Origin of the sequence: Paenibacillus montanisoli (genome assembly GCF_003268025.1) — a bacterium.
Lineage (GTDB): Bacteria > Bacillota > Bacilli > Paenibacillales > Paenibacillaceae > Paenibacillus_Z > Paenibacillus_Z montanisoli.
Window position 1 is genome coordinate 379,201 of record NZ_QLUW01000005.1, and the last position, 14,374, is coordinate 393,574.

Here is a 14,374-nt window from a genome sequence, read left to right on the forward strand (position 1 = left end):
CCTAATATTCCAGATGATCCGTCGGGCTGATTCGTTTGCGGAATACCCAGTAGGTCCAGATTTGATAGGCGAGCACGAACGGGATGGTCGTAACGGCCACGATCGTCATCACTTTCAGCGTATAGGGGCTTGAGGACGCATTATAAATCGTCAAGTCGAATGCAGGGTCGATCGAGCTTATCATGACGCGGGGGAACAAGGACATGAACACCGTAATCGTCGACAGCACGATCGTCACGCCCGTCATCGCGAAAGCCCAGCCCATATAATGGCTTCGGATAAAGTACCAGACGGAGAACAGCGACAAGCCCGCTAAGATCGGCACCGTGCCCGGATCGACGCCATGCCTCGTGAACATATCGGTCTCGAAATAACTAAGCACGATGAACAAAACCATCAATACGGTCGTCCACGCGCCTACCCCCAGTGCCACCTTGCCGGACTGCTCCCTTATTGTGCCGACTGTTTTCAATGACAGATACAAAGAGCCGTGCAGCAGAAACAGCAATACCATGCTGACCCCGGCCGTGACCGAGTATAAGCTGATCAAATCCCAGAAGCTCCCGACAAAGTTCATGCTGGCGTCTATCGGCACGCCCCTCATGAGATTGGCGAGCGCAATGCCCCATAACAGCGGAGGAAGCACGCTGCCGAAGAAAATAATCCAGTCCCATGTCGAACGCCAAGCTTTGCTCGGCAGTTTACTCCTGAACTCGAATGCCACGCCTCGGCCGATCAAGGCGATCAGCAGCAGGAAGAGCGCCATATAGAACCCGCTGAACAAGGTGGCGTACCAGTTCGGAAATGCAGCGAACATCGCTCCGCCCGCCGTAATGAACCAGACCTCATTGCCGTCCCAGACCGGTCCGATTGTGTTGATAATGACCCGCCGGTCCACGTCGCTTTTGCCAAGGAACGGCAGCAGCATGCCAACGCCGAAATCGAAGCCCTCCAAGAAGAAGAACCCGATAAACAACACCGTAATTAAGACGAACCATACCGTTGCCAACATCGCTGTCTCCGCCTTTCATGTCTCTAATGGGTTAAACGGGAACCAACTCAGGGGATTCATCGTGCCCATGCGGCTTCTCTTCCTCCGGCCCCTTCTTAACGTACCTTACGAACAAAAACACCAGCACCGCCGCCAAAATAGCGTAAACGACAGTAAAACCAAGAAAAGACGTCCAGACCATGCCGGCCGTAACCGTCGGCGAGACCCCTTGCGGCGTCTTCTGCAGCCCGAATACGACCCAAGGCTGCCGCCCGACCTCCGTCATAATCCATCCGAAGGTGTGGCCGATAAAAGGCAAGGCAATGGCCGGCACCATAAGGCGGAAATAAAACCGCTGCTTATCGAGCGTTCTCCGCATGATGGTCAGCACGCCATAAAGACTAAGCAAAATCATGAGCGTCCCGGCAAGGACCATGATCCGGAAGCTCCAGAAGGTTGTTTTGACCGGAGGTATGTAGTTGCCTTCACCATACTTGGCGGTATATTCGTCTTGAAGCTGATGGATGCCTGGCACGCTGCCCTCAAACTTGTTGTACGCCAGCAGGCTGAGCAAACCGGGAACGGCAATCTCAAACGTATTTTCGTGATTCTTCGTATCGATCCCGGCTACGATATTCCAGGCTGCGCTATCGCCGCTGGTTTCCCATAGCGCTTCCGATGCCGCCATCTTCATCGGCTGGGTCTTCATCAGATGCTGGGCTTGGTCATGGCCGGTAACCGATACGGATAGGTTTGCCGCCAAGGAGACGACAACGGCGATGATAAAGGATGGCCTGAACACCGCTGTCTGCTGTTTTCTCAGCAGCTTAAAAGCGCTAATGCCCGCTACAAACATAGAACCGGTCGCTAATGCGCCGAAGACGACGTGCGGAAATTCGACCCATAATTGCTTATTGATCATAAGCGCCCAAATGCTCGTCATTTCGGCACGGCCATTTCGGATGGCCAAGCCCACCGGCTCTTGCATAAACGAGTTCGCGAGCAGAATCCAGAAGGCGGAGATCGTCGTTCCGATTGCAACCAGCCATATGCACGCCAAGTGGATTTTTTTCGGCAGGCGTTCCCAGCCAAATATCCACAATCCCAAGAAGGTAGACTCCAGGAAGAAGGCGATCAAGGCTTCTACCGCAAGCGGACCGCCGAACACATCCCCGACGTATCGTGAATAATTCGACCAGTTCATCCCGAATTGGAACTCCTGCATAATGCCGGTTACAACGCCGACGGCGAAATTGAGCAAGAAGAGCTTGCCCCAGAAAATCGCCATCTTCTTGTAGATCTCGTTCTTCTTAATCACATATACGGACTGCATAAATGCGATCAAGTAGGACAGTCCGATCGTCAGCGGAACGAATAAAAAATGATAGATCGTCGTTACCGCAAACTGCCATCTAGCCAAATCCAAGTTGTTCATCCGCGGTTACTCCTTTCAAATTCCATTTGCTGCTGTATAGAATTTGTCGATGCCGCGGCGATTATTCCCAAATAAAAACACTCACCGGATGGTGAGTGTTTCATTCATTCATTTATTTATATGTTTCTCCGAGAAAACGGATGGACTGCCGAATTAACTCTTGCAGCACGTCAGTGTCGATATCGGCGACTTTCTTGATATACACGCATGCTTTACCTGTTGTATGCTTGCCGAACTTCTTCAGCAATTCATCCCTAGCCGTGTCTCCAGGGGCGAAATAAAGGCTGATCTGCGCCTTCCGGGGCGAGAAGCCGACAAGCGCCGCATCCCCTTCGTGACCGGACGCATACTTGTAGTGGTACGAGCCGAAACCAATGATGCTCGGGCCCCACATTTTCGCCTGATAGCCCGTCGTTTCCGTGAACAGGTCAAGCAGCCGGTACGCATCCTCCCGCTTCTGCGGGTGATCGACGTTTTCGATGAACTCAAGGACGCTGTTGTCGGTTTCTTTCGTTTTGACCTCGTAGATAAGCAATCATCTCCTATCGCTCAGGCAGGTTCGTCATTTCCAACTAAGTTTAACATACATCCGGAGTACGATTCACGAGGCTCGTCCAACATCCCCGCGGAACGTAAAGAAGGGCTATCCGCCCGCGATCATGCACGCCGGCCGAACAGCCCTTTGCTATCGCTTATCTCGTTCGTCCATACTGCCTGCCGTACCGAACGATTGTCCGATACAAGCTCTTGTCGGCCAGCGACTTTAGTGCCGTGAAATTCGGCCTGGTGTTCACCTCTAGAATCCACAGCCTCCCGCTGCGGTCGAGCGCAATGTCAAGCCCAAGCTCATAAAATCTCTTGCTGCGGCGGTCGAAGCAGCGGGCGGTTCTCATGCCCAGCATCTTCATAAGCCGTTTATACCCATTCGTCCGGGCCTGCGTGTAGCCCGCGCGGCGCAGCGTTCCATCCACGAGCGCAAGCTTGCCGCCTTGGTGGTAATTGGTGACGACCTTGCCGGGTTTGCCGAGCTTGACGAACATGACGGTCGGCACCCATCTGCCTTTTGCCGTCTTCTGCATCGTCATCCGGAGGTCGAAGGGCCGTCCTCGGCAAGCCTTTAAGTAGATGCCCTTCTGAAGCAGGTATCTGCGGCCCCGGGCAATGGCCTTCAGTCGGCCGAACAACGAGGCGGAAGTCGCCGCATACGTGTTTCTGTCCTTCCGAACTTGGAATTTACGAGATGACGCCCGCACAATACGCGCGATTCCGTTGCCGCCGGAGCCGGTCGTCGGCTTGAAATAGACCATTTTGTATCGGCCGATCATGCGTTTAAGCGATAAGCTAGTAAATGGCTTCGTTTCAGGAACATAGTTTCTTAATACGCGGTCTGACAGCAGCCATTTCGTCTTCTTCCATTTATCCTTGACCGATATGCTTCTACCCCTGCCTCCACTCGACATCCCATCATCTCCTTAGCATCACTCGGGATAGATTACTTGCTCCGGCCATGAAACGGCACGGCGATATCCCAGGAGGCAGCGGATTTAGATGATCGGTCCGGAGGTTCAGCGCTCAGCTTAAGTTTCAGCTACGTTTACATCGTTAAGCCGCTTTCAGGAAACGATAACAACACATAACGCTGGAAAAGGATGAATCGTATGGTCGCATCGACTACGCCCAATGAGCTATTGAGCATTATCGAAAATACCATTTCCATGGAGGTTCGAATCGCTGATGCCGACGTGAAGAACGTCATCCAGACCATGGAGGGCTACGGGTTCAAATCGAAAAACTCATGGGCTTCCGTACAGCTGCCCGGCCATACGGTGGTGGAGTTTTGGAAAAAGGAGTTTCTAAAGGGTTAAAAGGGATTGCCCTGCGGCCAATTGCATTGGCGCCGGGGCACTCCCTTTTTCTTATCTCTTTACAGCTTCGTAAGTGAACATTTGCTTACTGTTCGTCGGCATGACGCCGTGTACATAATCAGCTGAAATGATCACCTCGGTAAAACCGATGTCCTGCAGCACGTAACGAAACTCCTCGACACCATACCAACGCATGGCAAACCGCTCCGGCTCACTCTGGATGAGCTGTCCGTCCCGCCACTTGTCGTAGCGCGACAGAATCACATGATACTGGTCGAACAAGTCGGCTTCCACGGTTCTGCCTTGATGCGTGATGGTATCACCGTTCGGGAGCTCATACGAGCTTTTCCATTCCTGCTCGAAATTAAAGGTCGGACTATGGGGCATCTCGAGATCGATGATGACTCTCCCGCCGGGAGCTAGCAGACTGTAAAACCTCTTTAACACATCGATCGATTCCGAACGCTTCTCGATGAGAAGGAACGAGCCGGTCGGCACGATAATGGCATCGTAACGATGCGGCAGTTCAAGCTCCTGCAGCTTCATCTGATACAGATCCGCCTTCAGATTCCGCTCCTCTAACCGCTTGCGGCAAGCATCCAGCATATAAGGGGATGCGTCGACGCCGTCCACAACATGACCCGCTTCAAGCAGCGGAACGAGAAACCGGCCGGAGCCGGTCATCGGCTCCAGAATGCGTCCTCGGCAGGTGCGGAGCCGTTCCAAGTAAAACTCCAAATCGCCGCCGATCGAATGACCGACCGGCTTCGTGAAATCATAGACCTCGTTGCATAGCTTTCCGTAAGCGTCCACAGACATATACTCGATTCCCTCCGTTTGTTGTAATCACGGAAGGGCTAATCGAACCGACTATCCCTTCCGTACCTTAATAGCTGCCGGCTGAAGGAATTTGGTCATTGTCATGATCACCACTCGCTTTCACAGGGATTACTCTTATTGTACGTCTGGTTGGGAAATTCAGGCAAGATGACTCTTCAGCTATAGCGTAATTTTCTTATATTGTCCGCTCTAGAAGCTATTAGCCGATCACTCTCCTAATCCTGTATACATATTCTACTCTTGCGCGTTACCGTAAAAATGAAAAACGGCCTTCGTCCCTGGGAATTCAGGAAAAAGACCGCTTTAGTAATTGTTATGGCTTGTACACGTTCTATCTGACCGATTGAAGTTCTCTGCTCAGGCCAAGCGTCCGTTCCGTTGATGCATGAATCTCCTTGATCAGTTCCGGGCTCTTCATGAGCTGTACGCCATACGAAGGAATCATCTCTTTGATTTTCGGCTCCCACGCCTTCATATGCTGCGGGAAGCATTTCTTGATAAGCTCCAGCATAACGGAAACCGCAGTCGACGCGCCCGGCGAAGCGCCGAGCAAAGCGGCAATCGATCCGTCCGCAGCGCTAACGACCTCCGTACCGAATTGCAGCGTACCTCTGCCGTTAGGCGTATCTTTGATAACCTGTACGCGCTGGCCGGCAACCACGAGATCCCAGTCTTCGCTCTTCGCGTTCGGAACAAATTCGCGCAGGGCTGCCATGCGCTGTTCCTTCGACTGCATCACTTCTTTGATCAGGTATCGGGTCAAGGATACGTTATTTACGCCCGACGCGAGCATCGTTCCGAGGTTGCTCGTCTTGACGGAGGAAATCAAATCAAACATCGATCCATTCTTCAAAAACTTCGGCGAGAAGCCGGCAAACGGTCCGAAGAACAGCATTTTTTTGTTGTCGATGTAGCGCGTATCCAGATGCGGAACCGACATTGGCGGAGCGCCGACCGGTGCTTTACCGTACACTTTGGCCGTATGCTGCGAGACGATTTCCGGCTTTTGACATACCATGAAGATGCCGCTAACCGGGAACCCGCCGATTCCTTTGCCCTCCGGAATCCCGGATTTCTGCAGAAGATGCAGGCTGCCGCCGCCGCTGCCGATGAAGACGAATTTGGCCGTGCGGCGTTCGACCGCGCCGGTCTCCACATTGCGTACCTTCAGTTCCCACAAGCCGTCGCGGTTTCGTTTAATATTATCTACATTTTGCTTGTATTTGATGTCGACATTTTGCTTCTTCAAGTGGTCGAACAGAATGCGCGTCAAAGCGCCAAAGTTAACATCCGTTCCTGTTTCGTATCTTGTTGCCGCGATCGGCTCGTTTACCGGGCGGTCTTGCATGATCAGCGGGATCCATTTCTTCAATTGAGCCGGATCGTCGGAAAACTCCATCCCTTCGAACAACGGATTGTTCGACATCGCTTCGAACCGCTTCTTCAGAAACTGTACATTCTTTTCCCCTTGAATCAAGCTCATATGAGGAATCGGCATAATAAAATCGCGCGGACTGCGGATCATATTGCGGTCGACAAGGTAGGACCAGAACTGCTTGGACACCTGAAACTCTTCGTTGACCTTAATCGCTTTGCTAATATCGACCGATCCGTCCGATTTCTCCGTGGTATAGTTCAGCTCGCACAAGGACGCATGCCCTGTACCCGCATTGTTCCACTCGTTCGAGCTTTCCTCGCCCGCGCCTGCAAGCCGCTCGATGACCGTGATTTTCCAGTCCGGCGCTAATTCCTTCAGCATTGACCCGAGAGTCGCGCTCATGATGCCGGCACCGATTAAGATAACGTCTGTTTCGTTTTGTCTGTCACTCATGTTTACCGTCCCTTACATCCTAAAATTTTAAAAAAAAGACATAGCCGCACCGCCTAGGCTTAAACAAGCCAGGATACGATCTAGTCTATCACCTTAAAGCATCAATTAAACCTGTCATAGCAACGTTCCGGTATAGATAAAGATATTTACTATTATATGATAGTTAATTATGATTTAAAAGCCGGAAAAATTAAGCGAAGCAGTGAGAAACCGTCCAGCAAACCCTAGGAATTCAAAAAGGCCGGTTAAGACGAAGACGGCGTATGAAAGTCGTTCAACTCCGAGGCGACTCTGATGGTGACTTCTCCGTCGAACTCCTCCAAATAGTCTTTCCCCCATTGATACATGAGATCAAGAATCGGGATTAAGCTCTCGCCCCGGGCGGTCAGACTGTACTCCACCTTAGGCGGCACGACAGGATAGACTTTGCGATTCACGATTCCATCTTCCTCAAGCTCCCTTAGCTGAGTCGTCAGCATTCGCTGCGTAATATCCGGAAGAAGCGCCTTCAGCTGGCTGAACCGTTTCGTGCCTCCCTTTCCTAAATACCACATAATGATCATTTTCCATTTGCCCCCGATGATGGATAACGTCAATTCCTTCTCGCAGTTGAACACCTTTTCTTTGTTCCTCGACAATGCGTTCACATCCCTTTCTTTGATCCACAGTATACTTTTTGACACTATATAATAAAAATGTGCCTACTTACAATAGCGATACCGCTTGCTTATAATAGGGACCGTAGTCTAGAGAACTTTTAAGGAGGCATTATCGATTATGAAATTGCAGCTTGCACTCGATTTGGTCAATATTCCTGAGGCGAAAGAAGTCGTCAAAGAGGTTCAGGATTATATCGATATCGTTGAAATCGGAACACCGGTGGTAATCAACGAAGGTCTTCGTGCCGTTAAGGAAATCAAAGCCGCGTTCCCGTCGCTTGAGGTGCTAGCCGACCTGAAAATTATGGATGCCGGCGCATATGAAGTGATGAAAGCTTCCGAAGCCGGTGCGGATATCATTACCGTCCTTGGCGCAACCGATGATTCTACAATCAGAGGCGCAGTAGAAGAAGCCCGGAAGCATGGCAAGCAGATTTTGGTGGATATGATCAACGTGAAAAACCTAGAGCAGCGTGCGCGTGAAGTCGATGCGTTAGGCGTTGACTATGTTTGCGTGCATACCGGCTATGACTTGCAAGCAGAAGGCGAAAATTCGTTTGAACAGCTTCGCGTGATCAAAGAAGTGGTGAAGCAAGCGAAAACGGCCATTGCCGGCGGCATCAAGCTGGCAACTCTGCCTGAAGTCATCGAAGCAAGCCCCGATCTTGTGATCGTAGGCGGCGGGATTACAGGACAACAAGACAAGCGTGCGGCTGCATCCGAAATGAAGCAGCTCATTGCGCAGCGTTAATGATGAATACGGCGCAAATTGTGAAGGAGCTCGAACGCGCGGCGGCTTTGATTTCAGATGCTGCGGCGGAACAGCTTTCCTCTGCGGTCCAAGGCGCGAACAACATCTTTGTTGCCGGAGCCGGGAGATCGGGCCTAATGATGAAGGCTTTTGCGATGCGTCTTATGCATCTGGGATTCCGGGTTCATGTCGTCGGCGAAACGGTAACACCCGGTATTGCTAAGGATGACCTTCTGATTGTCGGCACAGGCTCGGGTGAAACAAGAAGTTTAATCGGTATGGTCGAGAAGGCCAAGCTTCTGCATGCAACCGTTGCTGCCGTAACCATCCACCCGCAATCTTCGATTGGCAGCCGTTCCGATTTTGTGATTGAGTTGCCGGGGGCGCCTAAGGATCAGTCCTCAGGGACCGATCTAACCGTTCAGCCGATGGGATCCCTTTTCGAACAGACGCTCTTGCTTTTCTTGGATGCGGTCATTCTTCAACTAATGGCGACTCAAGAGAAAAGCTCCGGTACAATGTACGGGAATCATGCAAATTTAGAATAAGGTGTATGTTATTCGGCCTGTAAGAGGGGGACTAGCTCCCCCTCTTTTTTGTTCTCTAAAGTATTCTAAGCATCATTTCCTGCTTCCTTGCGGCTGCCGTACTGCGGTCCATCCCGCGGGCTAATCGGATTCTCTAAACCGAAACGCGACACAAAGCCACTCTATGGATAGAGTGGCTTCTATGATTTTGGTCTCTTGTCCCTGATAGAATCCTCTGCTAGACTAGCTATGTTTCGTCATCGATAACGCAATCAAGGAGAGAAAATGAAAAGAGTATTGATTTTATTTTGTTCTATCGTCTTTTCCGCCTGCGCAATTCTTCCCTTAAGGACGGTTAATGGTGCAGATGCCAAGCCAACGGTATACAGCAATAAAGCGATCACGATCGTTGCCGAAACCGGAGAAGTGATTTACTCCAAAAACGGAACCATCAGAGATTTCCCGGCAAGTACTACGAAAGTATTAACGGGGTTGTTGCTCATTGAAAAATTAAAGCCGACGGATACGATTACGATGTCAAAAAAAAGCCTTCAAGAGGAGATCAACAACAATCAAATCGTATTTAAAGAAGGAGAAAGAATCACAAGAGACGAAGCGATCAAAATCTTGATGGTCAACAGCAATAACAACCTTGCCTATGCCATCGGGGAACGCATCAGCGGCAGCATAAGCAAGTTTGCAGCTCTAATGAACACGAGAGCGAGGGAGCTGGGCGCTAAGAACTCAACTTTCGTGAATGCAAGCGGTTTACCGAATGCGCAGCATCAGACAACTGCCTATGACTTAGCCATGATTACGCGGGAGGCCATCAAGCATCCGCTTCTGGTAAAGGCCATGAGCACAACAAAAACCTACGTGCAAACCTCTCGGCAAAGAGTCCTATTAACAAAGGACAGCCCTGTCTACAATAAGCCCTATTTTATGGCCGCAAAAACCGGATACACAGGAGCTTCCAAACATACATTGGTTCAGGTAAGCAAAAAAAATAATATTACCCTGATTCATGTCGTGCTTCGTTCATCAAAGGACAAGTACGTAAAAGATATGAAACTCTTAGATGCATATGGCTTTGGCAAAGTAAAAATGGTGAAGGTTGTGGATCAAAATAGCTGGAAACCAAAACTGAGCGTGCTTGATCAACAAGTGGAAGCAAAATTAAAGCAGGATATCTATATCCCTACTGCTCTGCCTCCCTCTCAGTTCAAAACCAAAATGGTCCAGAATCCGCCAAACAACAATGATCTTCTGCGAAACGGCATTTTCCCGCTTCAAAAATTAGGACAGGTTGAAATCTATTATGCGAACAGAAAAGTCAAAGAATCTGCCGTTGTTTCTTCGAAGAGATACAGCTTTGATGATACGGCCGTCGCAGTAGCGCTCAAGGTCTTACACAATGTGCAGCTAAACGAAGGTTTGACTCTAACGCACTTTTAATTATCATCCATTCCGATCCGAATAAGGCCACCCCGTACGGGGTGGCCTTTGCTTGTCCTAAGTACCTAACCATTTTCGGTCAGACGCCCATTCTTTAAATAAAGAACGCGATCGCATAACGTCAAGACGCGTTCGTCGTGCGTGACCATGACCACGCACTTCCCCATCTCCCGTGCTTCGCAAGCTAGCATCTGAACAACATCCATCCCCCTGGAGGCGTCTAGGCTTGCCGTCGGTTCGTCCGCCAGCAATACAGCCGGGTCCATCATGAGCGCTCTGCCGATTGCGACGCGTTGCCGTTCTCCTCCGGACAGCTTCTCGGGATAAGCGCTGAGACGTTGACTCAAGCCAAGCTTGTGCAGCAGCCCCCGTGCGCGCCCGGAGGCCCTCGAGTTGTCCATTCCGCCAAGCTTCGCGATCAGCAGCAGCTGTTCTTCCACCTTCAAATAAGGAATCAAATTCGCGCTTTGAAAAATAAATCCGAGCTTATGGAGCCGCATGTCGGCAAGCTCCTGCTTCTCTTTACCTATGATCGATTCGCCGTCGAGCAGCACATCGCCGCCGGTGGGTTCCAGGAGCGCGCCCGCAATGGACAGGAACGTGCTCTTCCCGGAGCCGGAGGGTCCCATAACGGCGACCAGCTCCCCTTCCGCTACCTGTAAGTTAAGATGATCCAAAACCGTCCGATGCATGCCGCCATCCTCGAAAGTTTGCGTGATATTTCGCAAGATCAACCGGTGTCTCATAGTGCCGACCTCCCGATCGCATCCAAGGGGTCTACTCGGATCACTTTCCAAACGGAAAGCAGGGATCCGATTAGTGACATGACGATAAAGGACCCGCATGTTAACGCAAGCGTCGAAGCAGGAAGCCGGAACGGCATTCCGCTCGGCAATAACGCTTCAACCGCTTGCACAAGCAGCACGCTGATCATCAGACTGCCTGCCGACAGGAACAGCACCTGCAGGGTTACGCTTTTCGCCAAATAGACCGTACGCGTACCGATTGCCTTTAAAATACCTAACTGGCTGCTCTTCTGGATCGTGATAACATAGAAAAACACCATTAACACAACCGCTGAAATGACAAACAAGAATACGATCATCATCAAGAGAGAGCCCTGCTCTTCTTTGTAGCCGGGGATGGCCGAAACGGCCGCCGTTTTCGTCACCACTTCAGCGTCCGGCAGCGCAGCCGCAAGCTGTCTGGCCTGATCCGTGTCGCCCTTTACGGCAATCGCGTTATAGTTCGTGCTGTTGCTGCCTGCCTCTGCCTCTTCAACGCCTCCCGGTCGGACCGCAGCACTCGCCTGAAGCTGTTGCCAATCGCGCCCGCTTATAAAAACAGCGGGTGAATGGCTAAACGATTCATCGCTGACAAAACCGGCGACTTCCCACTTCAAGCCTGAAGCTTGATCAACGATGACCGTACCGAGACCAACCCCCGAATCCTTTAATTTGTCGTCCACGATCGCTTGTCCTTCGCTTTGCGAGTCGATGACTGCTCCTTCGGTTACCGCGGGCATCAGCCAGCCTTCCGGCCTCACTGCAAGCACCGTCACGTCAAGCTTGGCGGCAGTCCCTTCGGCTGTCACGGTGGTCATTTTAACGCCCAGGGGCTGCACATTCTCCTCGCCTACAATCGTACTTGCCCGCTCCGACACCTGTTCTCCGACCAGAGATCGGGTGAAGCGGGCATTAGAATCCTTCTCCATAATAAAATGAGTTGCCTGCCGATTCTGAATCGAAGCCGCGTTGTCGTAAGCGAGACCCTTTGCAAGCCCGCTTACGAACAGCACGAGAAAGGCGACTAGCAGCATAATGGCTGCGATTAGTGAATAACGGACTTTCGCGAATCTCATCTCTCGAATGGCCAGATACATTGCGCTTCCCTCCTTCTTAATGATTTCAGTGTAGGAAGCGAAAATGAACGGCGCATGAATAACAAATTACAATTGGGGAAGCGTCAACGTAAAGCGCGTGCCTGTCCCAGGCGAGCTGCTGACCTCGATCTTGCCCTCGTGCAGCTGCACGATTTTTTTGACAATGGCCAGGCCAAGGCCGGTTCGGCCCGAAGCCCGCTCACGAGCGCGGTCGACACGATAGAACCGGTCGAACAGAAACGGCAAATGCTCAGGATCGATACCTTCTCCCGTATCCTCAATGAAAATGGTCGTATGCGATGGCAATTGCTCCGCACGGACTTCAATGCTACTGCCCGGCGGAATATGGTTGACCGCATTACCCAGCAGATTCATCCACACCTGCATTAACAGCACCTCATCGCCATAGATCGCGACGGACTCCGGTACTGACAGTTTAATCAGCAGTTCCTTCTCCTGCAGCTGCCATTGCAGCACCCGCACGGCTTGACGAATGTGGTTGCGCAAGGAGAATACCTTTTTGTTCAGCGCCTCCGCTCCCTGATCCAATGAGGAGAGCGTGAGCAGCTGCTTGCCCAGCATAGAGAGGTGCCGGCTTTCCGCTTCGATGATGGCGGCATACCGCTCGCGTTCCTCCTTCGGCAGCTCCTGCTTGGCCAATACGTTCGCAAAGCCCTGGATGGAGGTGAGCGGTGATTGGATTTCATGTGACACATTGGCTACGAACTGCTGTCGCGCCTGATCGACGCGTTCCAGTTCCCGGCTCATGATCATAAAATGACCGGCAAGCTGGCCGATTTCATCGCGTCTTCTTGTCGGCAGGCGAAGGTTATAGTTGCCTTGGGCGATACGTTTGGTCGCCTCCGTTAGCCTTGTAATCGGCTTGACCAGATAGCGTGTACTGATCAAAAAGAGCACTATGCTTATGATGACGGTCAACAGCCCGATCAAGGCAAAGAAGATGCGCAGCTCCCCAAACTGCAGCAGCACATCCGGCCGCATGAATAGCGCAAACCTCTTATCGGATGGCTGGATGAGAACGCCTACCGTGTTGCTTAACCGGTTTTCGAAGAAGCCGGAGATAAACGGCTCATTCGGAAACTGTGCCACACCGTGATAGACGTCCCCGTTCAGGACGTGCGCGACAATCTGCTTGTCCAGATCCTGCTGGCGAAATCGCTGCCCGTAGAAATGCGCCTCGCCCTGCCCATCCGTTACATAAATCTCGTACCCTAAGGAGGCCGCATTTTGCAGATACCGCTCCATCGCGTCAGGCTCCGACTCGATAAACAACTTCATCTGTTCGGCAATGCCAACCAGCTTCTCATCGTTATAAGGCTTTAGCTTGATATGATAGTAGATGTTAGACGTTAGAAACCCGAGCATGCTGCTGGCGAGGATGACTGCTAGCGTAATGAGAAATACCCGAAAGTACAGCGACTTCACTTGCCTCTCACCTCTATCTTGTAGCCGATACCGCGTACTGTCTGAATGGTGAAGTCATCGGCATAATTGGCGAAGCGCTGACGCAGCCGCTTGATATGGACATCAACCGTCCGGTCATCCCCCTCGTAGTCCGCTCCCCATACGAGACGAATCAAATCTTCGCGGGAAAATAGACGTCCCGGATATTGCGCAAGCTGCGCAAGCAGCTCGAATTCTTTCATCGGCAGCAGCAGGACCGATTGGCCGTCGGATACCTCAATGTTTTGAAGGTCAATGGTAATGCGATTCATCCGGATCGTATCGCTGGATATCCGGTTATAGCGGCGGAACAGCGCCTTTACCCGGAAGAGGAGCTCTTCCGGCTCGAAAGGCTTGGTCACATAATCGTCGGTCCCCCTAAGATAACCCTGCTCCTTGTCGGGCAGCTGATCCTTGGCCGTAAGCATTATGATCGGGATATCGAATTGCTGCCGAATATGCCCGCACAGCTCAAAGCCATCCATATACGGCATCATGACATCAAGAATAGCCAAGTCAATCGGTGACCGATTCATGACCTTAATCGCCTCAGCCCCATCCTGTGCTTCATGCACTTGGTATCCTTCACGGGTCATGACAAAACGGACCAACGCTCTAATATTCGGGTCATCATCAGCCAGCAGCACATGCTTCATCATTACTATCTCCCGTAC

Annotated in this window: 15 protein-coding genes; 4 read left to right on the plus strand and 11 right to left on the minus strand. The window is 51.4% G+C overall.

Translation table 11 applies throughout. From position 1 onward, the window contains the following. Position 1: 1 nt before the first annotated feature. From cydB to DL346_RS24405, 4 genes are all read right to left on the minus strand, one after another. A complete protein-coding gene (cydB, locus tag DL346_RS24390) occupies positions 2–1,012 on the minus strand; it encodes a cytochrome d ubiquinol oxidase subunit II (protein WP_112884993.1) in 1,011 nt (336 codons plus the stop codon). 31 nt (positions 1,013–1,043) lie between these two features. After that, a complete protein-coding gene (locus DL346_RS24395) occupies positions 1,044–2,426 on the minus strand; it encodes a cytochrome ubiquinol oxidase subunit I (RefSeq protein ID WP_112884994.1) in 1,383 nt (460 codons plus the stop codon). A 112-nt stretch (positions 2,427–2,538) separates the two neighbouring features. Next, positions 2,539–2,955 (minus strand): DUF1801 domain-containing protein, encoded by a 417-nt coding sequence (locus DL346_RS24400; protein WP_112885099.1) that lies wholly within the window; start codon positions 2,953–2,955, stop codon positions 2,539–2,541. A 163-nt stretch (positions 2,956–3,118) separates the two neighbouring features. After that, complete coding sequence (locus DL346_RS24405) at positions 3,119–3,886, minus strand: YheC/YheD family protein (RefSeq protein ID WP_112884995.1); 768 nt, start codon at positions 3,884–3,886, stop codon at positions 3,119–3,121. A 198-nt stretch (positions 3,887–4,084) separates the two neighbouring features. Here DL346_RS24405 and DL346_RS24410 point away from each other — a divergent pair, with 198 nt between their 5' ends. After that, positions 4,085–4,291: a hypothetical protein gene (locus DL346_RS24410; RefSeq protein WP_112884996.1), complete on the plus strand. Its 207-nt coding sequence runs from the start codon at positions 4,085–4,087 to the stop codon at positions 4,289–4,291. Between the two features lie 51 nt (positions 4,292–4,342). Here DL346_RS24410 and DL346_RS24415 read toward each other — a convergent pair whose 3' ends face one another. From DL346_RS24415 to DL346_RS24425, 3 genes are all read right to left on the minus strand, one after another. After that, positions 4,343–5,110, minus strand: a complete 768-nt coding sequence (locus DL346_RS24415; RefSeq protein WP_112884997.1) for a class I SAM-dependent methyltransferase — start codon at positions 5,108–5,110, stop codon at positions 4,343–4,345. A 352-nt stretch (positions 5,111–5,462) separates the two neighbouring features. Continuing rightward, positions 5,463–6,962, minus strand: a complete 1,500-nt coding sequence (locus DL346_RS24420) for a malate:quinone oxidoreductase (RefSeq protein WP_112884998.1) — start codon at positions 6,960–6,962, stop codon at positions 5,463–5,465. Positions 6,963–7,207: 245 nt separating this feature from the next. Next, on the minus strand, positions 7,208–7,600 hold the full coding sequence (locus DL346_RS24425; RefSeq protein ID WP_112884999.1) for a winged helix-turn-helix transcriptional regulator: 393 nt from the start codon (positions 7,598–7,600) through the stop codon (positions 7,208–7,210). 139 nt (positions 7,601–7,739) lie between these two features. On the opposite strand from DL346_RS24425, the gene hxlA reads away from it, so the two are divergent. The 3 genes from hxlA to DL346_RS24440 all read left to right on the plus strand — a co-directional run bounded on the left by hxlA (position 7,740) and on the right by DL346_RS24440 (position 10,354). Continuing rightward, a complete protein-coding gene (hxlA, locus tag DL346_RS24430; RefSeq protein WP_112885000.1) occupies positions 7,740–8,372 on the plus strand; it encodes a 3-hexulose-6-phosphate synthase in 633 nt (210 codons plus the stop codon). A gap of 2 nt (positions 8,373–8,374) precedes the next feature. Then, a complete protein-coding gene (hxlB, locus tag DL346_RS24435; RefSeq protein WP_112885100.1) occupies positions 8,375–8,920 on the plus strand; it encodes a 6-phospho-3-hexuloisomerase in 546 nt (181 codons plus the stop codon). A 264-nt stretch (positions 8,921–9,184) separates the two neighbouring features. Continuing rightward, on the plus strand, positions 9,185–10,354 hold the full coding sequence (locus DL346_RS24440; protein ID WP_112885001.1) for a D-alanyl-D-alanine carboxypeptidase family protein: 1,170 nt from the start codon (positions 9,185–9,187) through the stop codon (positions 10,352–10,354). A gap of 65 nt (positions 10,355–10,419) precedes the next feature. On the opposite strand, the gene DL346_RS24445 is transcribed toward DL346_RS24440, so the two are convergent. The 4 genes from DL346_RS24445 to DL346_RS24460 form a co-directional block, all read right to left on the minus strand. Further along, the gene (locus tag DL346_RS24445) at positions 10,420–11,100 is read right to left on the minus strand and encodes an ABC transporter ATP-binding protein (RefSeq protein ID WP_112885002.1); all 681 of its coding nucleotides are present in this window, start codon (positions 11,098–11,100) and stop codon (positions 10,420–10,422) included. Further along, a complete protein-coding gene (locus tag DL346_RS24450) occupies positions 11,097–12,236 on the minus strand; it encodes an ABC transporter permease (protein WP_112885003.1) in 1,140 nt (379 codons plus the stop codon). Before DL346_RS24450 ends, DL346_RS24445 begins: the two co-directional genes overlap by 4 nt. Positions 12,237–12,302: 66 nt before the next feature. Then, entirely contained in the window at positions 12,303–13,682 is a 1,380-nt protein-coding gene (locus DL346_RS24455; RefSeq protein WP_112885004.1) for a sensor histidine kinase, read from the minus strand. Further along, the gene (locus tag DL346_RS24460; RefSeq protein WP_112885005.1) at positions 13,679–14,356 is read right to left on the minus strand and encodes a response regulator transcription factor; all 678 of its coding nucleotides are present in this window, start codon (positions 14,354–14,356) and stop codon (positions 13,679–13,681) included. The genes DL346_RS24455 and DL346_RS24460 overlap by 4 nt, the downstream gene beginning before the upstream one ends. Between the last annotated feature and the right edge of the window lie 18 nt (positions 14,357–14,374).

What these genes read in the sequence shown, in the direction of transcription:
- DL346_RS24405 (WP_112884995.1), bottom strand. Translation starts at nt 3,886, where the DNA reads ATGTCGAGTGGAGGCAGGGGTAGAAGCATATCGGTCAAGGATAAATGG.
- hxlA (WP_112885000.1), top strand. Translation starts at nt 7,740, where the DNA reads ATGAAATTGCAGCTTGCACTCGATTTGGTCAATATTCCTGAGGCGAAA.
- DL346_RS24460 (WP_112885005.1), bottom strand. Translation starts at nt 14,356, where the DNA reads ATGAAGCATGTGCTGCTGGCTGATGATGACCCGAATATTAGAGCGTTG.
- DL346_RS24445 (WP_112885002.1), bottom strand. Translation starts at nt 11,100, where the DNA reads ATGAGACACCGGTTGATCTTGCGAAATATCACGCAAACTTTCGAGGAT.
- hxlB (WP_112885100.1), top strand. Translation starts at nt 8,375, where the DNA reads ATGAATACGGCGCAAATTGTGAAGGAGCTCGAACGCGCGGCGGCTTTG.
- DL346_RS24440 (WP_112885001.1), top strand. Translation starts at nt 9,185, where the DNA reads ATGAAAAGAGTATTGATTTTATTTTGTTCTATCGTCTTTTCCGCCTGC.
- DL346_RS24415 (WP_112884997.1), bottom strand. Translation starts at nt 5,110, where the DNA reads ATGTCTGTGGACGCTTACGGAAAGCTATGCAACGAGGTCTATGATTTC.
- DL346_RS24420 (WP_112884998.1), bottom strand. Translation starts at nt 6,962, where the DNA reads ATGAGTGACAGACAAAACGAAACAGACGTTATCTTAATCGGTGCCGGC.
- DL346_RS24410 (WP_112884996.1), top strand. Translation starts at nt 4,085, where the DNA reads ATGGTCGCATCGACTACGCCCAATGAGCTATTGAGCATTATCGAAAAT.
- DL346_RS24450 (WP_112885003.1), bottom strand. Translation starts at nt 12,236, where the DNA reads ATGTATCTGGCCATTCGAGAGATGAGATTCGCGAAAGTCCGTTATTCA.
- DL346_RS24395 (WP_112884994.1), bottom strand. Translation starts at nt 2,426, where the DNA reads ATGAACAACTTGGATTTGGCTAGATGGCAGTTTGCGGTAACGACGATC.
- cydB (WP_112884993.1), bottom strand. Translation starts at nt 1,012, where the DNA reads ATGTTGGCAACGGTATGGTTCGTCTTAATTACGGTGTTGTTTATCGGG.